Source organism: Pseudomonas sp. C11, from assembly GCF_034683865.1.
GTDB lineage: Bacteria > Pseudomonadota > Gammaproteobacteria > Pseudomonadales > Pseudomonadaceae > Aquipseudomonas.
The window spans coordinates 271,768-293,443 of record NZ_JAWIIP010000006.1 but is presented as its reverse complement, the minus strand read 5'-3'; the positions used below and the strand labels follow the sequence as shown (position 1 = coordinate 293,443).

General features: G+C 60.3%; 17 protein-coding genes. 12 read left to right on the top strand and 5 right to left on the bottom strand.

Translation table 11 applies throughout. The features are described 5' to 3' along the window. Window positions 1-8 precede the first annotated feature (8 nt). Window positions 9-2,417, bottom strand: a complete 2,409-nt coding sequence (locus VC352_RS12355) for a penicillin-binding protein 1A (protein WP_416340153.1) — start codon at window positions 2,415-2,417, stop codon at window positions 9-11. A gap of 184 nt (window positions 2,418-2,601) precedes the next feature. On the opposite strand from VC352_RS12355, the gene VC352_RS12350 reads away from it, so the two are divergent. The 11 genes from VC352_RS12350 to hemE all read left to right on the top strand — a co-directional run bounded on the left by VC352_RS12350 (window position 2,602) and on the right by hemE (window position 18,358). Continuing rightward, complete coding sequence (locus VC352_RS12350) at window positions 2,602-3,666, top strand: pilus assembly protein PilM (protein WP_322979850.1); 1,065 nt, start codon at window positions 2,602-2,604, stop codon at window positions 3,664-3,666. Continuing rightward, a complete protein-coding gene (gene pilN, locus VC352_RS12345) occupies window positions 3,666-4,238 on the top strand; it encodes a type 4a pilus biogenesis protein PilN (protein ID WP_322979849.1) in 573 nt (190 codons plus the stop codon). Before VC352_RS12350 ends, pilN begins: the two co-directional genes overlap by 1 nt. Further along, window positions 4,235-4,855 (top strand): type 4a pilus biogenesis protein PilO, encoded by a 621-nt coding sequence (gene pilO, locus VC352_RS12340; protein WP_322979848.1) that lies wholly within the window; start codon window positions 4,235-4,237, stop codon window positions 4,853-4,855. The genes pilN and pilO overlap by 4 nt, the downstream gene beginning before the upstream one ends. Beyond that, entirely contained in the window at window positions 4,855-5,379 is a 525-nt protein-coding gene (pilP, locus tag VC352_RS12335) for a type 4a pilus biogenesis lipoprotein PilP (RefSeq protein WP_416340152.1), read from the top strand. The genes pilO and pilP overlap by 1 nt, the downstream gene beginning before the upstream one ends. Before the next feature lie 55 nt (window positions 5,380-5,434). Then, window positions 5,435-7,585, top strand: a complete 2,151-nt coding sequence (gene pilQ / locus VC352_RS12330) for a type IV pilus secretin PilQ (RefSeq protein ID WP_322979870.1) — start codon at window positions 5,435-5,437, stop codon at window positions 7,583-7,585. A gap of 5 nt (window positions 7,586-7,590) precedes the next feature. Then, entirely contained in the window at window positions 7,591-8,109 is a 519-nt protein-coding gene (aroK, locus tag VC352_RS12325; RefSeq protein ID WP_322979847.1) for a shikimate kinase AroK, read from the top strand. Between the two features lie 51 nt (window positions 8,110-8,160). Further along, on the top strand, window positions 8,161-9,264 hold the full coding sequence (aroB, locus tag VC352_RS12320) for a 3-dehydroquinate synthase (protein WP_322979846.1): 1,104 nt from the start codon (window positions 8,161-8,163) through the stop codon (window positions 9,262-9,264). A gap of 10 nt (window positions 9,265-9,274) precedes the next feature. Continuing rightward, window positions 9,275-10,837, top strand: a complete 1,563-nt coding sequence (locus VC352_RS12315; RefSeq protein WP_322979845.1) for an SPOR domain-containing protein — start codon at window positions 9,275-9,277, stop codon at window positions 10,835-10,837. A 347-nt stretch (window positions 10,838-11,184) separates the two neighbouring features. Then, window positions 11,185-15,633: a glutamate synthase large subunit gene (gene gltB, locus VC352_RS12310; RefSeq protein ID WP_322979844.1), complete on the top strand. Its 4,449-nt coding sequence runs from the start codon at window positions 11,185-11,187 to the stop codon at window positions 15,631-15,633. Window positions 15,634-15,751: 118 nt separating this feature from the next. After that, window positions 15,752-17,170 (top strand): FAD-dependent oxidoreductase, encoded by a 1,419-nt coding sequence (locus VC352_RS12305; protein ID WP_322979843.1) that lies wholly within the window; start codon window positions 15,752-15,754, stop codon window positions 17,168-17,170. A 120-nt stretch (window positions 17,171-17,290) separates the two neighbouring features. Continuing rightward, window positions 17,291-18,358: a uroporphyrinogen decarboxylase gene (gene hemE / locus VC352_RS12300; protein ID WP_322979842.1), complete on the top strand. Its 1,068-nt coding sequence runs from the start codon at window positions 17,291-17,293 to the stop codon at window positions 18,356-18,358. 34 nt (window positions 18,359-18,392) lie between these two features. Here the strand turns inward: hemE and VC352_RS12295 are convergent, their stop codons facing one another. Beyond that, entirely contained in the window at window positions 18,393-18,824 is a 432-nt protein-coding gene (locus VC352_RS12295; protein ID WP_322979841.1) for a hypothetical protein, read from the bottom strand. 165 nt (window positions 18,825-18,989) lie between these two features. On the opposite strand from VC352_RS12295, the gene VC352_RS12290 reads away from it, so the two are divergent. Then, window positions 18,990-19,760 (top strand): ParA family protein, encoded by a 771-nt coding sequence (locus VC352_RS12290; RefSeq protein ID WP_322979840.1) that lies wholly within the window; start codon window positions 18,990-18,992, stop codon window positions 19,758-19,760. Between the two features lie 56 nt (window positions 19,761-19,816). On the opposite strand, the gene VC352_RS12285 is transcribed toward VC352_RS12290, so the two are convergent. The 3 genes from VC352_RS12285 to trxC all read right to left on the bottom strand — a co-directional run bounded on the left by VC352_RS12285 (window position 19,817) and on the right by trxC (window position 21,658). Next, complete coding sequence (locus VC352_RS12285) at window positions 19,817-20,614, bottom strand: universal stress protein (protein ID WP_322979839.1); 798 nt, start codon at window positions 20,612-20,614, stop codon at window positions 19,817-19,819. Window positions 20,615-20,689: 75 nt separating this feature from the next. After that, window positions 20,690-21,133, bottom strand: a complete 444-nt coding sequence (locus VC352_RS12280) for a YiiD C-terminal domain-containing protein (protein WP_322979838.1) — start codon at window positions 21,131-21,133, stop codon at window positions 20,690-20,692. 90 nt (window positions 21,134-21,223) lie between these two features. After that, window positions 21,224-21,658, bottom strand: coding sequence for a thioredoxin TrxC (gene trxC, locus VC352_RS12275; RefSeq protein WP_322979837.1), 435 nt, complete (start codon window positions 21,656-21,658; stop codon window positions 21,224-21,226). Window positions 21,659-21,676 lie beyond the last annotated feature (18 nt).

The window sequence follows — 21,676 nt, the reverse complement described above, 5'->3', positions numbered from 1 at the left end:
AGCTGGCTTCAGAACAGATCGATCGGCGCCATTTCATCGGCGGGCAGAGGGCTGCCGGGCGCGCCGCTACCTGGTTCGAACTCATTCATCGGCGGCGGTGAATCCTCGCTCTTGAACACCTCGAAGTAGGCGTCCGGCGTGCCGGGCGATGCCGCGCGACCGCTGACGGGATCGACCCGCAGGGTCAGGATGCCCTTCGGCTCCTTGGGTGCATGGTTGGGGCGATCCTTGAGCACCGGCCCCATGTAGTTCATCCAGATCGGCAGCGCCACGGTGCCGCCGTACTCGTTGCGGCCCAGGCTTTCCGGCTGATCGAAGCCGGCCCATACGGTGGTGACGTAGTCGGCGTTATAGCCGGAGAACCAGCTGTCCTTGGACTCGTTGGTGGTGCCGGTCTTGCCGGCCAGGTCATTACGGCCCAGCGCCATCGCTCGGCGGCCGGTACCGCGACGAATCACGTCCTGCAGCATGCTGGTCATGATGTAGGCCGTGCGCTCGTCGATGATCTGTGCGGCGACCTTCGGTTCTTCCACCGGCAGCTCGTTGTCGGTGCTGACCGCCAGGCTGGCGTCATTCGCCGCCGGAGCCGTGCCGGGAACCCGGGCGGGGTTGGCGCGGAACAGTGTCTTGCCGTTGCGGTCGTCGATGCGCTGGATCAGGTAAGGCTCGATCTTGTATCCGCCGTTGGCGAAGGTCGCCCAGCCTTCGGCAATTTCCAGCGGTGTGAGGCTGGCCGTGCCGAGTGCCAGCGACAGATTGCGTGGCAGATCCTGCTCACTGAAGCCGAAACGCTGGATGTAATCGAGTGTGCGAGAGACTCCGAGATCCTGCAGCAGGCGAATCGAAACCAGGTTGCGCGACTTGTACAGCGCCTCCCGCAGACGGATTGGGCCGAGGAAGGTGTTGTTGTCGTTCTTCGGCCGCCATTTCTGCGACAGGTAGTCGTCGGAGAGAATGATCGGCGCGTCGTTGACCAGGGTCGCGGCAGTGTAGCCGTTGTCCAGCGCGGCGCTATAGATGAAGGGCTTGAAGCTGGAGCCAGGTTGGCGTTTGGCCTGTACCGCGCGGTTGTAGTTGCTCTGGTCGAAGGAGAAGCCGCCGACCAGAGACTGAATCGCCCCGCTGTAAGGATCGAGCGAAACCAGCGCGCTCTGCGCGGCGGGAATCTGCACGAAGTTCAGGCTGCCGTCGCTCTGGCGTTGCACCCTGACGATGTCGCCGACCTTGGCCACGTCCGCTGGTTGCTGTGGGCGCGGGCCGAGGCTGTTGGTATTGAGGAAGGGGCGTGCCCATTTCATGCTGTCCCAGGACACGGCCTGTTCTTCGCCGTTGCGAGTCAGCACGAGAATGCCGCTCTTCTCCACCTGCGTGACGACCGCGGGTTCCAGGCCGCCTATGGTGCGGAACTTGCCCAGCTCGGTCAGCCAGGTTTCCCGTGTCATGCCGGGGAGGCGGCTTTCCGGCCCGCGATAGCCATGGCGCTGGTCGTAGGCGATCAGCCCGTCGCGTAGCGCGGTGTTGGCGATCTCCTGCAGATTGCCGGGCACGGTGGTGGTGACGTTGTAGCCCTCGGTGTACGCCTCGCTGCCGTAGCGCCCAACCATTTCGGCTCGCGCCATCTCGGCAATGTAGGGGGCGTTCAACTCGGGAGTGGGGACGTGGTAGCGGGCATCCACTTCCTCGGCCAGCGCGCTCTCATAGCGGGCCTGGTCGATGCGCCCGAGTCGATAGAGGCGACCGAGAATCCAGTCACGACGTTCCTTGGCGCGGGTCGGGTTGACCAGCGGGTTGTAGCGCGACGGCGCCTTCGGCAGGCCGGCGATCATGGCCATCTGAGCCAGCGACAGATCGCGGATGGATTTGCCGTAGTAGACTTGTGCGGCTGCCTCGATACCGTAAGCGCGGTTGCCGAGGTAGATCTTGTTCACGTAGAGCTCGAGGATTTCGTCCTTGCTCAACTCACGTTCGATCTGCAGTGCCAGAAGAATTTCCGTGGCTTTGCGCGAGAAGCTGCGCTCGTTGGTGAGAAAGAAGTTCTTCGCCACCTGCATGGTGATGGTGCTGCCACCGCTCTGTATCTGGCCGCTCTTCAATAATTGCGTGGCAGCGCGCATCAGGCTGGTCACATCGACGCCATAATGGTTGGCGAAATTATCGTCCTCGGCCGCAAGCAGTGCGCTGATGAAGTCCTTGGGGATTTCGTCGAAGCGAATGGGGGAGCGTCGCATTTCACCGAACTCGGCAATCAGCTTGGCATCGCTGCTGTAGACGCGCAGCGGGATCTGCAGCTGAACCTGGCGCAGCGACTCGACGGACGGAAGGGTAGGACTAAGATAAAGGTATGCGCCGCTTAAACTGAGCAACAGTCCACAAAATACGGCAACGCAAGACCACCAGAAGAACTTCAGCAGGCGCATCAAAATGTCAGGAATTCCAAGTAAAAGAATGAGTTAAGCAGTAGCCGAGGCTAAAAGGGAAAAACTGATCACATTATAAGCGTTTTTTCCTCGGGGTAGCCATTTGCGCTTCTGTCAAGACTGATATTTAATGTGGAAAAACATAAATAGTCCGTAAGTCGCGGATGCCAATAGGAAAACGGTCGTGCTAGGGCTCTTCAAGAAGAAAGCGAATACGCTGCTGGGGATCGATATCAGCTCGACCTCGGTCAAGCTCCTCGAATTGAGTCGCTCGGGAAGCCGCTACAAGGTAGAGGCTTACGCCGTCGAGCCGCTCCCGCCGAATGCTGTGGTGGAAAAGAACATCGCCGAACTCGAAGGGGTGGGGCAGGCGATTTCTCGCGTGCTGGTCAAGGCCAAGAGTGGCGTCAAGAGCGCTGCAGTGGCGGTGGCGGGTTCCGCCGTGATTACCAAGACCATCGAGATGGAAGCCGGGCTTTCGGACGACGATCTGGAGAACCAGCTGAAGATCGAAGCCGACCAATACATTCCTTACCCGCTCGAAGAAGTGGCCATCGATTTCGAGGTTCAGGGGCCTGCGGCCCGCAACCCCGAGCGTGTCGAGGTGCTGCTCGCGGCCTGTCGAAAAGAAAACGTCGAAGTGCGTGAGGCAGCGCTCGCCCTGGCTGGGCTGACTGCCAAGGTCGTCGATGTCGAGGCTTATGCTCTGGAGCGTGCCTATGGTCTGCTCGAGGCGCAGTTGGGTGCCGGGCACGATGAGCTGACCGTCGCAGTGGTGGATATCGGCGCCACCATGACGACGCTGAGTGTTTTGCACAACGGGCGCACCATCTACACCCGTGAACAGCTCTTCGGTGGCAAGCAACTGACCGAGGAAATCCAGCGCCGTTATGGTCTTTCCGTTGAGGAGGCCGGGCTGGCCAAGAAGCAGGGCGGCTTGCCGGACGACTACGATGCCGAAGTGTTGCAGCCCTTCAAGGAAGCGGTCGTTCAGCAGGTGTCGCGCTCGTTGCAATTCTTCTTCGCGGCTGGGCAGTTCAATGATGTCGACTACATCCTCCTGGCTGGTGGCACGGCATCGATACCTGATCTCGATCGTCTCATTCAGCAGAAGATCGGAACGCAAACCCTCGTGGCCAATCCCTTCGCCGACATGGCGCTGGGCAGCAAGGTCAATGCTGGTGCGCTGGCCAGTGATGCGCCGTCACTGATGATTGCCTGTGGTCTGGCGATGAGGAGTTTCGACTGATGGCACGGATCAACCTACTTCCCTGGCGTGAACAGCTACGAGAAGAGCGCAAGCAGCGCTTTCTTGTCAGTCTGGTTGGCGTGCTGATTGTCGCGGCAGGCCTCGTCTTTCTGGGTGACCAGATGCTGTCTTCAGCTATTGATAACCAGAACGCACGAAATGGCTTCATCAAGAAGGAAATCGCGGTTCTGGATGCGCGAATCAAGGAGATCAGCGAGCTGAAAACGCGTCGTCAGCAGTTGCTTGAGCGGATGAAGATCATTCAGGACTTGCAGGGTAACAGGCCGATCATCGGGCGCATTTTCGACCAGTTGGTAAGAACCTTGCCTGATGGTGTGTATTTCACCAGCGTGAAGATGAATGGCAAGGACATCGCCATCGTCGGGGCTGCCGAGTCCAATAACCGGGTTTCCAATCTCATGCGTAATCTCGATGCCTCCGAGTGGCTGACGGCGCCTAATCTGACCGAGGTGAAAGCCGTCACGGCTGGCGCGGTGGATCAGGCCAACGTATTCCAGTTGACGGTCAAGCAGACGCAGCCCGATCAGCAGCAGCCGGAGGCCGGGAAATGAGTATTCGCGAGTCTCTGGAAAGTTTGCGCAGTGTAGATATCAATGAACTCGATGTTAATAACGTTGGGTCGTGGCCGGGGCCGGTCAAGTTCATTGCGGGCTTGCTGTTGTTTATCGTTGTGCTGGTTCTGGGTTACAACTTTCACCTGAAAGATCTCCAGGCGGCTCTGGAGCGAAGCCAGCAAGAGGAAACTACGCTCAAGGAGCAATTCTCCAGCAAGGCCTTTCAGGCTGCGAATCTTGAAGCCTACAAGGAGCAGATGAAGGAAATGGAGGTGTCGTTTGGGGCAATGCTCAAGCAATTACCCAGTGATACTGAAGTTCCTGGCCTTCTGGAGGATATTACGCGCACCGGATTGGGCAGCGGTTTGGAGTTTCAGGAAATCAAGTTGCTGCCTGAAGTGACGCAACAGTTCTATATCGAGTTGCCGATTCAGATAAAGGTCACGGGCACTTATCACGACCTCGCGACCTTCGTCAGTGGTGTGGCCAGTCTGCCGCGTATCGTCACCCTGCATGACTTTGAATTGGCACCGGCTGGTGCCGACAGCTCCACCCGGTTGAGCATGCAAATCATGGCTAAAACCTATCGCTACAACGACAAGGGGGCTCAATGATGCGTTTTGCTCGCATGGCTCTCGTGGTGAGTGTTTCCCTGCTTGCAGGTTGTGGAGCGGGTGGGGATTTTTCTGATTTGCGTGCCTATATGGACGAGGTGCGTGCCAAGCCGAAAGGTGCAATAGAACCCCTTCCGACTTTTCAGCCTTACGAGAGCTTCACTTACAAGGCTGCATCACTGCGAAGCCCGTTCCAGCCCCCCATCAAGATCGACGTCGTCGCTCGTCAGAAGGGTTCAAAGGAAATCAAGCCTGACGAAAGCCGAGTCAAACAGTTCCTGGAAGGTTTCAACATCGAAACATTCCAGATGGTGGGATCCTTGAGGAATGAACACGAGCTTTTCGCGCTGGTTAGCGGCGCAGGTGGGGTTCATCGGGTCAAGGTTGGCGATTATCTGGGGCGTAATGACGGCAAGATCACTGCTATCGACGAGTCCAGAATCGATGTGATCGAGATCGTTCCTGATGGTGAGGGTGGCTGGCTGGAGCGTCCTCGTACGCTGCCCTTGAAGGAGCGCTCTTGAAGGAGCAAATGAAGAAATGAATACCAATAATCTGTCTGCCAAGCAGGGTACGAAAATGAATGGCTCTCTCTCGCGTCTGAGCGTCGCACTGATGGCGGTACTGTTATCGCCTTCGGTTCTGGCTGCGAATCTTCAGGGTATGGATGTCGCAAGCCTGCCAGGCGATCGTATCGAGCTGAAGCTCTCCTTCGATGAGCCGGTCGCAGCTCCTCGTGGTTACACCATTGAGCAACCGGCGCGTATCGCTCTCGATCTTCCGGGTGTATCCAACAAGCTTGGCACCAAGAATAAGGAGCTGGGCGCTGGGAATGCGCGCAGCGTGACCTTCGTCGAGGCCAAGGATCGTACGAGGTTGATCGTCAACCTGACTGCTCTGACGCCTTACAGCACGCGCGTCGAGGGCAACGATCTCTATGTTCTCGTAGGTGATGCGGCATCTGCAGCGAGCCGTCCTGTTGCTGCGACACCGGCTCCGGTCGTTCAGGCTCCGCAAAATAAGACCTATGGCGTGCAAACCAAGGCGGTGAGCAATATCGATTTTCAACGTGGCGAACAGGGTGAAGGCAATGTGGTCATCACCCTGTCCGATGCCTCGGTGAGTCCGGATATTCAGGAGCAGGGCGGGAAGATTCGTCTCGACTTCGCCAAGACTCAGCTGCCCGAGTCGCTGCGCGTGCGTCTGGATGTCAAGGATTTTGCCACGCCGGTGCAATTCGTTAGCGCGACCGGTACGGGCGACAAGGCCAGTATCCTGATCGAGCCGGTTGGTCAGTACGACTACCTCGCCTACCAGACCGACAACAAGCTGACGTTGAGTGTCAAGCCGATCAGTCAGGAGGATGTAGAGCGTCGCAACGCAGATCGATTTGCCTATACGGGTGAAAAGCTGTCGCTCAATTTTCAGGACATCGATGTTCGCTCGGTTCTTCAGTTGATTGCGGACTTTACCGATCTGAATCTGGTCGCCAGCGATACCGTTGCCGGCAATATCACGTTGCGCCTGCAGAATGTTCCTTGGGATCAGGCGCTGGATCTGGTTCTGAAAACCAAGGGATTGGATAAGCGCAAGATGGGCAACGTGTTGCTGGTTGCGCCTGCTGATGAAATCGCTGCGCGTGAGCGTCAAGAGTTGGAATCGCAGAAACAAATCGCCGAGCTCGCGCCGCTGCGTCGCGAGTTGATTCAAGTCAACTACGCCAAGGCTGCAGATATCGCCAAGTTATTCCAGTCGGTTACCAGTACTGGCGGCGGTGCAAGTGGTACTGGTAGTGGCGCTTCGGTGGAAGAGCGTGGATCGCTTGCAGTTGATGACCGTACCAACAGCATCATTGCTTATCAGACTCAGGAGCGCCTTGATGAGCTGCGCCGCATCGTTGCTCAGTTGGATGTGGCTGTGCGTCAGGTGATGATTGAAGCGCGTATCGTAGAAGCCAATGTGGGGTATGACAAAAGTTTGGGCGTTCGCTGGGGCGGCACTTTAGGTGGGGCTGGATCGAAATGGCGCTCCTACGGTAAGGATGGTGCCACGGGCGTTGACCCGGAAGGTGCTGGTAGTTGTGGGCCCTTTGGTGGTGCATGTACTCGCCCTACAGTTGGAACTACTAACGTGCCTGTTCCTTTCGTTGATATGGGGGCTACCAATAGCACTTCCGGCATTGGTATTGGATTTATCACGGATAACGCCATTCTCGATTTGCAGCTTTCGGCAATGGAGAAAACAGGTAATGGCGAAGTTGTCTCTCAGCCCAAAGTGGTAACTTCCGACAAGGAAACTGCAAAAATTCTAAAAGGTACTGAGGTTCCTTATCAGGAGTCCAGTTCTAGTGGTGCTACAACTGTTTCCTTCAAGGAGGCAGCTCTGGCCCTAGAAGTGACCCCCCAGATTACTCCTGATAATCGAATCATTATTGAAGTGCGGGTGAATAAAGATGAGCCCGACTACCAGAATGAGGTGTTGGGTGTGCCGCCGATCAAGAAAAACGAGGTTAATGCCAAAGTTTTGGTTAATGACGGCGAGACAATCGTGATTGGCGGCGTTTTCTCAAATACCCAGAGTTCCTCTGTCGATAAGGTTCCGTTCTTGGGGGATTTGCCTTATCTCGGGCGCCTGTTCAGGCGGGATACTGTGCAGGATCAGAAAGAAGAGCTGTTGATCTTTCTCACGCCGCGTATCATGAATACCCAAGCCATTGCCGTGAATCGATGACCTAAGTGCGGAATGTAATTCTCGTAGGCCCGATGGGGGCTGGAAAGAGCACCATCGGGCGTTTGCTTGCCAAAGAACTGCGTTTGCCCTTCAAGGACTCCGACAAGGAGATCGAGCAGCGTACCGGTGCCGACATTCCCTGGATCTTCGATGTTGAGGGGGAGCAGGGGTTTCGGGAGCGCGAGCAGGCGGTGATCGCCGAGCTGGCGCAGCAGGATGGTCTGGTGCTGGCCACTGGCGGTGGCGTCGTGATGCGTCCGGAGAACCGGCGTGCCTTGCACGCAGGCGGTCGTGTGGTCTATCTGCATACCTCCGTCGAGCAGCAGATCGACCGTACGGCGCGTGATCGCAATCGCCCTCTTTTGCGTACGGCCAACCCTGCTCAAGTGCTGCGCGATCTGATGGCGTTGCGCGACCCGCTTTATCGTGAGGTGGCCGACGTCATCATCGAGACGGATGAGCGGCCTCCACGTATGGTCGTCCAAGAGATCCTCGCTCGGCTGGAGACGCTTTCGCCCCGTTAAAGCGTAGGGCGAACTGCGTTATCCTAGCGGCCTTTCCATCCTGGGGGCGTCATGCAGACTCTTCACGTTGATCTCGGCGAACGCAGTTATCCCATTTACATCGGCCAAGGCCTGCTGTGTCGTTCTGAGTTGCTGGCACAGCATATCGCGGGGCGTCAGGTGGCGATCGTCACCAATGAAACGGTCGCCCCGCTTTATCTGCACGCATTGCAGCAGTCTCTCGCGCCATACAGTGTCGCCTCAGTGGTGTTGCCTGATGGCGAGGCCTTCAAGAACTGGGAAACCCTGCAACTGATCTTCGACGGATTGCTGACCGCGCGACATGACCGCCGTACCACGGTCGTTGCTCTGGGTGGCGGTGTTATCGGCGATATGGCAGGGTTTGCCGCTGCCTGTTATCAGCGCGGCGTCGATTTCATTCAGGTGCCGACCACGCTGCTCTCTCAGGTAGATTCTTCGGTCGGCGGCAAGACCGGAATCAACCACCCTCTGGGCAAGAACATGGTTGGGGCGTTCTATCAGCCCAATGCCGTACTGATCGATACCGCGACGCTCAATACCCTGCCGGTTCGCGAGTTGTCGGCTGGTCTGGCTGAGGTCATCAAGTATGGCCTGATCTGCGATGAACCTTTCCTCGGTTGGCTCGAGCAGAATATGTCGGCTCTGCGTGCGCTCGATCAACAGGCACTGACCGAGGCCATCGAGCGCTCCTGCGCGGCCAAGGCGCGAGTGGTTGGTGCTGATGAGCGTGAGTCGGGTATTCGTGCGACGCTGAATCTGGGGCACACCTTTGGCCATGCCATCGAGACCGAGCAGGGGTATGGTGTCTGGCTGCATGGTGAGGCTGTTGCTGCAGGCACGGTGATGGCGCTGGAAATGTCGCATCGCCTGGGCTGGTTGGCCACAGCAGAGCGTGATCGTGGTATCCGCTTGTTGCAGGCTGCCGGTCTGCCAGTTGTGCCGCCGCAGGACATGACGCCGGAGCAGTTCCTGGCACACATGGCTGTGGACAAGAAAGTGCTGGATGGTCAGTTGCGCCTGGTGCTGCTGAAGCGCCTGGGTGAGGCCGTGGTGACGGCCGACTATCCGCGAGAGATTCTCGATGCCACGCTGCGAGCGGATTACGCTGCGCTGGCCCGCTCGATCAACGCTTGAAGAGTGATCCATGACCAGTTTGCACGCTGACGAAGCGTTTCTAGCCCATTACCAGCTCAGTCACGACCCTTTTGCGCCGAGAGTGCCTGGCTTCAAGTTCTTTCCGGCGCAGCGCAAGCCCGTGCTGGGGCAGTTGCACCACTTGGCTCGCTACAGCCAGTTGCTGTTGGTGGTTACTGGGCCTGAGGGCAGTGGCAAGACCTTGTTGCGTCAGGCGCTGGTTGCCAGTACCAACAAGCAGGCGGTACAGAGTGTGGTCATCGCCCAGGGTATTCAGGGCGGTGAGGCGATGCTGCGTCAGGTCGCTCAGGGATTGTCGCTGGCGAGTGCCGATACACGCAGTATCCTGAACCAGATCGGTCAACTGGCCCTGACCGGGCAGGAGGTCTACCTCCTGATCGACGATGCCGATCAGCTGGATGATGCTGCGCTCAAGGTGGTGCTTGCGCTCGCTGCCGGTGATGGTGAAGGGCGACCGCATGTGTTCCTTTTTGCCAAGGACGATTTGCTGGCGCGTCTTGAGGCCTTGGCTGGGGGCGAGGAGTGCTATCACGCGATAGAGCTGCAGCCTTACGCAGAGGATGAGACGCGCGACTACCTCGCGCAGCGTCTGGAGGGGGCAGGGCAGGGCGTCGATATTCTGAGCGAAGAGCAGGTCGAAGATATTCATCAGCGTTCCGGCGGCTGGCCGGGTGCGATAAATACCGAGGCGCGTGAGATTCTGATCGAGCAGATGTTGGCGCAGCGCTCGGATGGGCGTCGCCGTGGTTTTTCTTTCTCTCTGCCGAAGAAGCACCTATTGGCGCTTGGCGTTGTATTGATCGGCGTGGTTGCAGCCTGGTTGATGCAGGGGCGTGAGACGAGCCCGGCCAATGTGCCGGTCGCAAGCTCTGCGCTGCCGCTGGAGTCAGCAAAGAGCGGGGTGCAGGAAGACGAAGTGGCTCCTGCTCGTGAGGGCGGTGCTGCGCCTGCGATCGAGTTTGCTGGTAACAGTCAGCCGCTGCCGTTGCCTCTGGTTGGTGAGTCGCAAACTGTAATCCGTCAGCCCTTGGCCGAGGCGGCAGGCGAGGAGCTGGATGATTTCGAGCCCCCGGCTGTACCGCAGCCCTCGACGGTAACGGCGCCTTCTGCGTCAATCCCTGCTGCACCTGCACCTGCACCTGCACCTGCACCTGCACCTGCACCTGCACCTGCACCCAAGCCTGTCGTGCAGCCCAAGCCAGCAGAGCCTGTAGCTGCAAAGCCGGCACCTGTTCCTGCTCCCGCGAAATCGCCAGCGCCAAGTCCGTCAAGTGACAACTGGTATGCTCAGCAGCCGGCCTCGCGTTATGCATTGCAAGTGGTGGGTTCTCGTTCGGAGGCCAATATTCAGGCCATGGTGCGTCAGGGCGGCAGCGAATATCACTACTTCAAGAAGATCCACCAAGGGCAGCCCCTGTACGTGCTTACCTACGGTAGTTTTGCCAGTCGCGATGCAGCGCAGGCTGCTGTCAAGACGCTGCCGGCGAAGCTGCAGGCCGGGAAGCCCTGGCCGCGAACCATCGGCAGCATCCAGCAGGAAATGAGCCGCTAGTCCGTCGTTGCGGAGGGCGGTGTAACGACCGCCCTTTCCTCTTGCCTGTTCACTCCAAACAGCATTCAATCGAACCGCTCGAGGTTACGGGCTGGGCTGTCTGCGCGGCCGGGCCTCATCAAAGATGACCATTCGGTCTCTAGCACGACCCTTGCGCCTTATCCTTCGTTTTTGCGACATAAATTTTCACCCCTTCGCCACGAAAATTTGTGACGCCGTGGGCGGATATGTACAATGACCTCCCTTTTGCCTGTGCAAAGCTGGCCCGTGCCCGCTTTTCGGGTTTAAGTAATTGAATTAGAAAGTAATTTGCCTGAAGTCTAGGCAGCCTGGTGAGAGTTTCCCCTATGAAAGCAGGTTTGTACCGTCCTGATGAGTTCAAGGATAACTGCGGCTTCGGCTTGATCGCCCATATGCAAGGTGAGGCTAGTCATCACCTGCTCAAGACCGCTATTGAGGCCCTCACCTGCATGACTCACCGCGGCGGTATCAACGCCGACGGCAAGACCGGTGATGGCTGCGGCCTGCTGATCCAGAAGCCCGATCAATTCCTGCGTGCCATCGCCCAGGAGCAGTTCGGCGTCGAACTGCCCGGGCAATATGCCGTGGGCATGGTGTTCTTCAATCAGGACTCGGCCAAAGCCGAAGCCGCGCGCGAGAACATGAACCGCGAAATCCTCGCGGCCGGTCTGCAACTGGTGGGCTGGCGCAAGGTGCCGATCGATACCAGCGTGCTTGGCCAGTTGGCGCTGGAGCGTCTGCCGCAGATCGAGCAGGTGTTCATCGGTGGTGATGGCCTGTCCGACCAGGAATTCGCCATCAAGCTGTTCAGCGCCCGCCGTCGCTCGTCGGTGGCCAACGCCGATGATAGCGATCACTACATCTGCAGCTTTTCGCACAAGACCATCATCTACAAAGGTCTGATGATGCCGGCGGATCTGCAGCAGTTCTACCCCGATCTGGGTGACGAGCGCCTGCAGACCGCCATCGCGGTTTTCCACCAGCGCTTTTCCACCAACACCCTGCCGAAGTGGCCGCTGGCGCAGCCTTTCCGCTATCTCGCGCACAACGGCGAGATCAACACCATCACCGGTAACCGCAACTGGGCGCAGGCCCGTCGCACCAAGTTCGCCAACGAGCTGATCCCGGATCTCGACGAGCTGGGCCCGCTGGTCAACCGCGTTGGCTCCGACTCCTCGAGTATGGACAACATGCTCGAACTGATGGTCACCGGTGGCATCGACCTGTTCCGTGGCCTGCGCATGATCATTCCGCCGGCCTGGCAGAACGTCGAGACCATGGACGCCGACCTGCGTGCGTTCTACGAATACAACTCCATGCACATGGAGCCCTGGGATGGCCCGGCCGGCGTGGTGCTGACCGATGGCCGCCATGCCGTTTGCCTGCTCGACCGTAACGGTCTGCGCCCGGCGCGCTGGGTCACCACCAAGAATGGCTACATCACCCTGGCCTCCGAAATCGGCGTGTGGGATTACCAGCCCGAGGACGTCATCGCCAAGGGCCGTGTCGGCCCGGGGCAGATCCTCGCCGTCGACACCGAAACCGGCCAGGTGCTGGACACCGAGTCCATCGACAGCCGCCTGAAGTCGCGCCACCCCTACAAGCTGTGGCTGCGCAAGCATGCTCAGCGCATCAAGGCGACGCTGGAAGACCGCGACCATGGTTCGGCTTTCTACGACCCGGATCAGCTCAAGCAGTACATGAAGATGTTCCAGGTCACCTTCGAGGAGCGTGACCAGGTGCTGCGCCCGCTCGGTGAGCAGGGCCAGGAAGCCGTGGGCTCCATGGGCGATGACACGCCGATGGCCGTGCTCAGCCAGCGCGTGCGCTCGCCCTACGATTACTTCCGCCAGCAGTTCGCCCAGGTCACCAACCCGCCGATCGACCCGCTGCGCGAAGCGATCGTCATGTCCCTGGAAATCTGTCTGGGCGCCGAGCGCAACATCTTCAGCGAGTCGCCGGAGCACGCCACCCGTGTGATCCTCAGCAGCCCGGTGATCTCGCCGGCCAAGTGGCGCGCGCTGATGAACCTGGATCGCCCCGGCTTCGACCGTCATGTCATCGACATGAACTACGACGAGTCGCTGGGTCTGGAAGCCGCCGTGCGCAATATGGCCGACCAGGCCGAGGAAGCCGTACGTGCGGGCAAGGTGCTGCTGGTGCTGACCGACCGCCACATCGCTCCAGGCAAGCTGCCGGCGCATGCCGCACTGGTCACCGGCGCCGTGCATCACCGCCTGACCGAGAAAGGTCTGCGCTGCGACTGCAACATCCTGGTGGAAACCGCCACCGCGCGTGACCCGCACCACTACGCCGTGCTGCTGGGCTTCGGCGCCTCGGCGGTCTACCCGTTCCTGGCCTACGAAGTGCTGGGCGACCTGATCCGCACCGGCGAAGTGCTGGGCGATCTGTACGAAGTGTTCAAGTACTACCGCAAGGGCATCTCCAAGGGCCTGCTGAAGATCCTCTCGAAGATGGGTATCTCCACGGTCGCGTCCTATCGCGGTGCGCAACTGTTCGAGGCGGTCGGCCTGGCTGACGAAGTCACCGAACTGTGCTTCCGGGGTGTGGCCAGCCGCATCCAGGGCGCGCGTTTCGTCGACATCGAAAGCGAGCAGAAGCTGCTGTCCCAGGAGGCCTGGAACAACCGCAAGGCGATCCAGCAGGGCGGTCTGCTCAAGTTCGTCTACGGCGGCGAATACCACGCCTACAATCCGGACGTGGTGCGCACGCTGCAGGAAGCCGTGCAGCAGGGCAACTACGAGAAGTACAAGGCATACTCGACGCTGGTCGATACCCGTCCGGTATCGATGATCCGCGACCTGCTCAAGGTCAAGGAATCCGCCACGCCGATCAGTCTCGACGAAGTCGAGCCGCTGCAGTCGATCTTCAAACGCTTCGATGCCGCTGGTATCTCCCTCGGCGCGCTGTCGCCAGAGGCGCACGAGGCGCTGGCCGAGGCGATGAACCGCCTGGGTGGTCGCTCCAACTCCGGTGAGGGCGGCGAAGACCCTGCCCGCTACGGCACCATCAAGAGCTCGAAGATCAAGCAGGTGGCCACCGGCCGCTTTGGCGTGACCCCGGAATACCTGGTCAACGCCGAAGTGCTGCAGATCAAGGTGGCCCAGGGCGCCAAGCCCGGTGAGGGCGGCCAGTTGCCGGGCGGCAAGGTCAACGGCCTGATCGCCAAGCTGCGCTACGCGGTGCCGGGTGTGACCCTGATTTCGCCGCCGCCGCACCACGATATCTACTCGATCGAAGACCTGGCGCAGCTGATCTATGACCTCAAGCAGGTCAACCCGAAGGCGCTGGTGTCGGTCAAGCTGGTGGCGGAAGCCGGTGTCGGCACCATCGCTGCCGGTGTGGCCAAGGCCTATGCCGACCTGATCACCATTTCCGGTTACGACGGTGGTACCGGCGCATCGCCGCTGACCTCCATCCGCTATGCCGGTGCGCCGTGGGAACTGGGCCTGGCTGAAACCCACCAGACCCTGCGCGGCAACGACCTGCGCGGCAAGGTGCGGGTACAGACCGATGGTGGTCTGAAAACCGGTCTGGACGTGATCAAGGCGGCCATCCTCGGCGCCGAGAGCTTCGGCTTCGGTACTGCGCCGATGGTAGCCCTGGGCTGCAAATACCTGCGTATCTGCCACCTGAACAACTGCGCCACCGGCGTGGCCACGCAGAACGACAAGCTGCGCAAGGATCACTTCATCGGCACCGTCGAGATGGTGATGAACTTCTTCACCTACGTCGCCGAGGAAACCCGCGAGTGGCTGGCCAAGCTGGGCGTGCGCAGCCTGGAAGAGCTGATCGGGCGTACCGATCTGCTCGAAGTGCTGCCGGGCGAAACCGCCAAGCAGGGCAACCTGGATCTGTCGCCGTTGCTGGCCAGCGCCAATATTCCGGCTGACAAGCCGCAGTTCTGCCAGGTGCCGAAGAACCCGCCGTTCGACGAAGGCCTGCTGGCCGAGAAGATGGTGGAAATGGCCAAGGACGCGATCGCCAACAAAACCGGTGGTGAGTACGAGCTGAATATCGGCAACTGCGACCGCTCCATCGGTGCGCGCATTTCCGGTGAGATCGCCCGTGTGCATGGCAACCAGGGCATGGTTGATGCCCCGATCACCTTCCGCTTCAAGGGCACTGCCGGGCAGAGCTTCGGCGTGTGGAACGCCGGTGGTCTGCACCTGCGCCTGGAAGGCGACGCCAACGACTACGTGGGCAAGGGCATGACTGCAGGCAAGATCGTCATCACCCCGCCCGCTGGCAGCCCGTTCGCCACCGAGGACAGCGCCATCATCGGCAACACCTGCCTGTACGGCGCCACGGGCGGCAAGCTGTTCGCCACCGGCACTGCGGGCGAGCGTTTTGCCGTGCGTAACTCCGGCGCTCACGCCGTGGTGGAAGGCACTGGCGATCACTGCTGCGAGTACATGACCGGCGGTTTCGTCTGCGTACTGGGCAAGACCGGCTACAACTTCGGCTCGGGCATGACCGGTGGTTTCGCCTACGTACTCGACATGGACAACGGCTTCTACGACCGCGTCAACCACGAGCTGGTGGAAATCCAACGCATCAACAACGAGGCGATGGAGGCTTACCGCAGCCACCTGGAAAGCGTGCTGGCCGAGTATGTCGAAGAAACCGGTAGCGAGTGGGGGCAGAACCTGCTGGAAAACCTGGACGATTACCTGCGCAAGTTCTGGCTGGTGAAACCGAAAGCTGCGAGTCTGAAGTCGCTGCTGTCCAGCACACGTGCCAACCCACAGTAAAGCCGCAAGCGGCAAGCCCTTAGCTGCCAGTCAGAAGCAGCTCCGGGCTTGCCGATCCAACGTGATTGTCTTGCAGCTTGCAGCTTGATGCTTGCCGCTGCTGTTATGAGGTAATGCAATGACTGAACGTCTGAACAACGACTTCCAGTTCATCGAGGTCGGGCGCAAAGACCCGAAGAAGAAACTGCTGCGCCAGCGCAAGAAGGAATTCGTCGAGATCTACGACAACTTCAAGCCGGCGCAGGCCTGCGACCAGGCGCATCGCTGCCTGGGCTGCGGCAACCCGTATTGCGAGTGGAAGTGCCCGGTGCACAACTTCATTCCGAACTGGCTCAAGCTGGTCTCGGAAGGCAACATCCTGGCCGCCGCCGAGCTCTCGCACCAGACCAACACCCTGCCGGAAGTCTGCGGCCGCGTGTGCCCGCAGGATCGCCTCTGCGAAGGTGCTTGCACCCTCAATGACGGCTTCGGCGCGGTGACCATCGGTTCGGTGGAGAAGTACATCACCGACACCGCCTTCGCCATGGGCTGGCGCCCGGACATGTCCAAGGTCAAACCGACCGGCAAGCGTGTCGCGGTGATCGGCGCCGGCCCGGCCGGCCTGGGCTGTGCCGACGTACTGGTGCGCAACGGCGTGACCCCGGTGGTGTTCGACAAGAACCCGGAAATCGGTGGCCTGCTGACCTTCGGCATCCCCGAGTTCAAGCTGGAGAAGAGCGTGCTCAGCCGTCGCCGTGAAGTCTTCACCGGTATGGGCATCGAGTTCCGCCTGAATACCGAGATCGGCAAGGACGTGACCATGCAGCAACTGCTGGATGAGTACGATGCCGTATTCATGGGCATGGGCACCTACACCTACATGAAGGGCGGCTTCCCGGGTGAGGATCTGCCGGGCGTCTATGACGCGCTGGACTTCCTCATCGCCAACGTTAACCGCAACCTCGGTTTCGAGAAGTCGCCGGAAGACTTCATCGACATGAAGGGCAAGCGCGTCGTGGTGCTGGGCGGTGGTGACACCGCGATGGACTGCAACCGCACCTCGATCCGTCAGGGCGCCAAGTCCGTGACCTGCGCCTACCGTCGTGACGAAGAGAACATGCCGGGCTCGCGCAAGGAAGTGAAGAACGCCAAGGAAGAGGGCGTGAAGTTCCTCTTCAACCGCCAGCCCATCGCCATCGTCGGCGACGGCAAGGTGGAAGGCATCAAGGTGGTCGAGACCCGTCTCGGTGAGCCGGATGCCCGCGGCCGCCGCAGCCCCGAGCCGATTCCGGGCTCCGAGGAAGTCATCCCGGCCGAAGCCGTGTTGATCGCCTTCGGCTTCCGTCCGAGCCCGGCGCCCTGGTTCGAGCAGTTCGAGATCCAGACCGACAGCCAGGGCCGCGTCGTGGCTCCGGAGAAGAACACCTTCAAGCACCAGACCAGCAACCCGAAGATCTTCGCCGGTGGCGATATGGTGCGAGGTTCCGACCTGGTGGTGACGGCGATCTTCGAGGGCAGGAACGCCGCCGAAGGTATCCTGGATTATCTGGGCGTCTGATCGATTGCGTCGCGGCTTGCCCGCGACAAATTGACCCGATGGATAAAAGGCACGGCACCCGCCGTGCCTTTTGTTTTGGGCTCTGCGAAAATGCCCGCACTTTTTTCGCTGGATGCTGCCATGACCGCCCTGAAGAACGACCGTTTCCTGCGTGCCCTGCTCAAGCAACCCGTGGATGTCACGCCGATCTGGATGATGCGCCAGGCTGGCCGCTATCTGCCGGAGTACCGCGCGACCCGGGCCAAGGCCGGCGACTTCGTGAGCCTGATGAAGAATCCGCAGTTGGCCTGCGAGGTCACCATCCAGCCGCTGGATCGTTACCCGCAGCTGGATGCGGCGATTCTCTTCTCCGACATCCTCACCATCCCCGATGCCATGGGCCAGGGGCTGTATTTCGAGACGGGTGAAGGTCCGCGCTTCAAGAAGGTGATCAGCAACCTGGCCGATGTCGAGGCGCTGCCGGTCACCGATGCCGAGAAGGATCTGGGCTACGTGATGGACGCCGTGCGCACCATTCGCCGTGAGCTGAACGGTCGCGTGCCGCTGATCGGCTTCTCTGGCAGTCCGTGGACGCTGGCCACCTACATGGTAGAAGGCGGTTCGTCGAAGGACTTCCGCAAAACCAAGGCCATGCTCTACGACAACCCACAGACCTTGCACGCGCTGCTCGACAAGCTGGCGCAGTCGGTTACCGCTTACCTGAACGGCCAGATCCTGGCCGGTGCGCAGGCGGTGCAGATCTTCGATTCGTGGGGCGGCGCGCTGTCGGCGGCGGCCTATCAGGAGTTCTCCCTGGCCTACATGAAGAAGATCGTCGACGGTCTGATCCGCGAACACGACGGGCGTCGCGTGCCGGTGATCCTGTTCACCAAGGGCGGCGGTCTGTGGCTCGAATCCCTGGCCGACAGTGGTGCCGAGGCGCTGGGCCTGGACTGGACATGCGACATTGGCAGCGCTCGCGCTCGTGTCGGTGACAAGGTCGCCCTTCAAGGCAACATGGATCCGGCGGTGCTCTACGCCAAGCCGGCGGCGATTCGTGCCGAAGTGGCACGCATTCTGGCGGCCTATGGTGCCGGCAGCGGTCACGTGTTCAACCTCGGCCATGGCATCACCCCGGAAGTCGACCCCGCCAACGCGGCAGCCTTTTTCGAGGCCGTGCACGAGTTGTCGGCGCAGTACCATCAGTGACACATAAAAAAGCCCGGCATTGCCGGGCTTTTCGTTAGAAGTCTGAGCGGTACTTGGTATCGACCTTGCGCTTCTCCAGCGTGTACTGCGCGATATCGAGTTGGCCGCTGCCCAGTCGATCATCCAGTTCCTTCATCTCGCGCTCATGCAGCTTGGCAACGTGGGCTTTGGTCACGGTGTAATTGATGGCGCGAGAGGCATCGTAGCCACTGATGGGATCCCAGAGAATGGACAGTGGCCAGAACAGCAGGTTGACGACACCGAATCCGTATTCGCGCGCGTAGAACGACCCGCCGCCTGGTAGCAGGCCCAGAGCTGCGCCAGTACCCGGGCTCTTTTCCTCGATGGCCAGGCCACGGGCTTCATAGGAGTCGAGTTCAGCTTTTTGTACGGAATTGAGCCCGTTGGCGCAACCGGTGGTAATGGCGAGAAGGCCGCCGATCAATAGTGTGCGCAGGTATGGCATTGCATGTCCTTGATTTATAAGTGTTGTCCCGAGGCGCTCAGTGGCGCGGGGGCAAACTATCACGAGTGATGGCTCTTGGCTATTATCGGTGAGTTTTTTCCCACCTCGCGCTTGTCACAGCCTTTGCATAGAATCCAGGGTCACTCAGGCTCAGGGAGGTGTGCGATGCGACGTGTGGTGTTCAACCAGAAGGGCGGCGTGGGCAAATCCAGCATCGCCTGCAATCTCGCAGCCGTCAGTGCGGCGCAGGGCTATCGCACGCTGCTGATCGATCTCGACGCCCAGGCCAATTCGACGCATTACCTCACTGGGCTGACCGGTGAGGAGATTCCCATGGGCATCGCCGATTTCTTCAAGCAGACCCTGGCCTCCGGCCCGTTCGCCAAGAAGGGCAAGGTGGATATCTACGAAACGCCCTTCGAAAACTTGCATGTGGTCACGGCCACGGCCGAATTGGCCGAGCTGCAGCCCAAGCTCGAGCAGAAGCACAAGATCAACAAGCTGCGCAAACTGCTCGACGAGTTGGCGGAAGACTACGACCACATTTACCTGGATACGCCGCCGGCGCTGAACTTCTATACGGTTTCAGCTTTGATCGCGGCTGATCGTGTGCTGATTCCCTTCGATTGCGACAGCTTCTCGCGCAATGCGCTCTATGGCCTGCTGGCCGAGATCGAAGAACTCAAGGAGGATCATAACGAGGCGCTTGAGGTGGAAGGCATTGTGGTCAACCAGTTCCAGCCGCGCGCGACCTTACCGCAGCAGTTGCTGGATGAGCTGATTGCCGAAGGGCTGCCGGTGCTGCCGGTGAATCTGATGAGTTCGGTGAAGATGCGTGAATCGCACCAGGTGTGCACGCCGCTGATCCATCTCGATGCACGGCACAAGCTGACGCAGCAATTCGTCGAGCTGCACGACCTGCTAAACGCCAGTTGAGCGATTGAGCGGCAAAAACGCCGTGGCTGCCTCAGGCAGACCACGGCGTTTTCATGTCAGCGCACCACGAGTACGTCACACGGCGCCTTGTGCAAAAAGTGCTGCGCCAGGCTGCCCAGCAGTGCCTGGGAGAAGGCACTGCGGCCATGGCTGCCGAGCACCAGCAGGTCGCTGCGGCGTGCCTTGATCTGCTCCTGAAGGCTACGCAGGATACCGCCCTGCAGCACCTCGTGGCTGATTTTCGGGCTGTCCGGCGGCAGGTGCTGTGTCTCGTCGTGCAGCAGTTGTTCGATCAGCCCCTGCTGCATCTGTAACTGCTCGGCGACCTGCTTGGCCGTGCCCTTGTCCGGTTCGAAGACGTGGATCGCATGCAGCTCGGCTTCGGCGGGGAGCAGGCGAGAGGCCTTGCCCAACGCGCTACAGGCGCACAGCGAGAAATCGATGGCAGCGATGGCGCGTTGGTAGGGCGTGCTGTCGTTACGCGCCACCAGCAGCATGGGCACGGTGCAACGCCTGGCGATGCGATCGAGGCTGGTACCGGAGAACAGGTCATGGCGCTGCTGATGCCCGCCGAGTACCAGCAGGTCGCAGCCACTGTTCTGCACTTCCTGCAGCACCACGTCCGAGGGCTTGCCGGCAAGGATGCGTAATTCACTGCCTGGTGGGGCGTAGCGGGTCAGGCTCTGATCCAGCGTCTGGCGCACCTTCTCTTGCTGCTCTGTGCTTTGTCCGGCGGCAAGCACGTGCAGCAGGGTCAGGCGGGCGCTATGCTGCCGGGCCAGTTGAGCGGCACGGCACAGCGCCATGTCGGCGGTATCACGCAGATCGTGGGCGATAAGGATGTGCTGGTACATGCTGACGGCTCTCCTGCCGGGTTCGGCAATTTTATTGTGCCTGTTCAATTAGTCCTTCTTTTGACCTGTGGCAAGTCAGCGCGTGCGCAATTGATAGCATCCGCGACTTTCTGCAACACATTCGCCGGTGGCGTCGGTCAGTTGCAACTCCAGCAGGTACTCGGCTTTGCCGTGCAGCGTGGCTTCGCGTTGCAGGCGCTCGATCTCTTCGTCGCTCAAACGTGCTTCCACGCAGATGTCGCCGGTGGCCGGACGGCGAAAGCGCAGGTTCATTTCCTTGATCACCGGATAGAAACGCTGCACATCGAAGCTGGTGAGAAACAGCGCGCCGCCGGGGATTTCCGCGAGGGTAAACAGCGCCCCGGCGTACATGCTGCCGATATGGTTCTGGTTACCGGCCAGTGGCATGCACAGGCGTACGAAACCGGGCTCCAGCGTCTCGGCCTTGAGGCCGCTGCGTTTGACGAAGGCGATCTGTTCTTCGGTGAGTTGGCGGGCGATTTCCACGGGCAGCGTCATGGCAGGTTCTCCAATCAATACCCTGCCAGCCTAGATGGACGCGGGCCACCTGCAAGTGACCCGAGCGCCCGTGGTCAGTGACCGAAGCGCTCAGAGGCCGTGCTGGCGTAACCAGGCCTGCAGTTGCGGCAGCGACATGGCCCCGCTCTGGCGCGCGATTTCGACGCCCCCCTTGAACAGGATCAGGCTGGGAATCGAACGGATACCGAGCTGACCGGCCAACTGCGGCGCGGCTTCGCTATCGAGCTTGCCCAGGCGGCAGCGCCCCTGCAGTTGGGCGGCAGCTTGTTCGAAGACCGGGGCGAAGGCGCGGCAGGGGCCGCACCAACTGGCCCAGACATCCACCAGCAGCGGCAGGTCGCCCTTGAGTTGGCCGGCGAAGTTGCCTTGCGTCAGGGTGATGGGCGTAGCGGGCAGCACGTCGCTCTTGCAGCGGCCACAGTGCGGGGCATCGCCCAGGCGTTCGGCGGGAATGCGATTAAGCCCGTTGCAGTGCGGGCAGGGGATCAACAGGGGATCGCTCATGATTCGGCTCCAGCGGCA

Excerpts from the sequence above, each read along its gene's own strand:
- trxC (WP_322979837.1), bottom strand. The coding sequence starts at position 21,658 with ATGAGCGATCCCCTGTTGATCCCCTGCCCGCACTGCAACGGGCTTAAT.
- VC352_RS12305 (WP_322979843.1), top strand. The coding sequence starts at position 15,752 with ATGACTGAACGTCTGAACAACGACTTCCAGTTCATCGAGGTCGGGCGC.
- pilQ (WP_322979870.1), top strand. The coding sequence starts at position 5,435 with ATGAATGGCTCTCTCTCGCGTCTGAGCGTCGCACTGATGGCGGTACTG.
- VC352_RS12355 (WP_416340153.1), bottom strand. The coding sequence starts at position 2,417 with ATGCGCCTGCTGAAGTTCTTCTGGTGGTCTTGCGTTGCCGTATTTTGT.
- pilN (WP_322979849.1), top strand. The coding sequence starts at position 3,666 with ATGGCACGGATCAACCTACTTCCCTGGCGTGAACAGCTACGAGAAGAG.
- aroB (WP_322979846.1), top strand. The coding sequence starts at position 8,161 with ATGCAGACTCTTCACGTTGATCTCGGCGAACGCAGTTATCCCATTTAC.
- VC352_RS12295 (WP_322979841.1), bottom strand. The coding sequence starts at position 18,824 with ATGCCATACCTGCGCACACTATTGATCGGCGGCCTTCTCGCCATTACC.
- VC352_RS12290 (WP_322979840.1), top strand. The coding sequence starts at position 18,990 with ATGCGACGTGTGGTGTTCAACCAGAAGGGCGGCGTGGGCAAATCCAGC.
- VC352_RS12315 (WP_322979845.1), top strand. The coding sequence starts at position 9,275 with ATGACCAGTTTGCACGCTGACGAAGCGTTTCTAGCCCATTACCAGCTC.
- VC352_RS12285 (WP_322979839.1), bottom strand. The coding sequence starts at position 20,614 with ATGTACCAGCACATCCTTATCGCCCACGATCTGCGTGATACCGCCGAC.
- hemE (WP_322979842.1), top strand. The coding sequence starts at position 17,291 with ATGACCGCCCTGAAGAACGACCGTTTCCTGCGTGCCCTGCTCAAGCAA.
- VC352_RS12280 (WP_322979838.1), bottom strand. The coding sequence starts at position 21,133 with ATGACGCTGCCCGTGGAAATCGCCCGCCAACTCACCGAAGAACAGATC.
- gltB (WP_322979844.1), top strand. The coding sequence starts at position 11,185 with ATGAAAGCAGGTTTGTACCGTCCTGATGAGTTCAAGGATAACTGCGGC.
- pilP (WP_416340152.1), top strand. The coding sequence starts at position 4,855 with ATGCGTTTTGCTCGCATGGCTCTCGTGGTGAGTGTTTCCCTGCTTGCA.
- pilO (WP_322979848.1), top strand. The coding sequence starts at position 4,235 with ATGAGTATTCGCGAGTCTCTGGAAAGTTTGCGCAGTGTAGATATCAAT.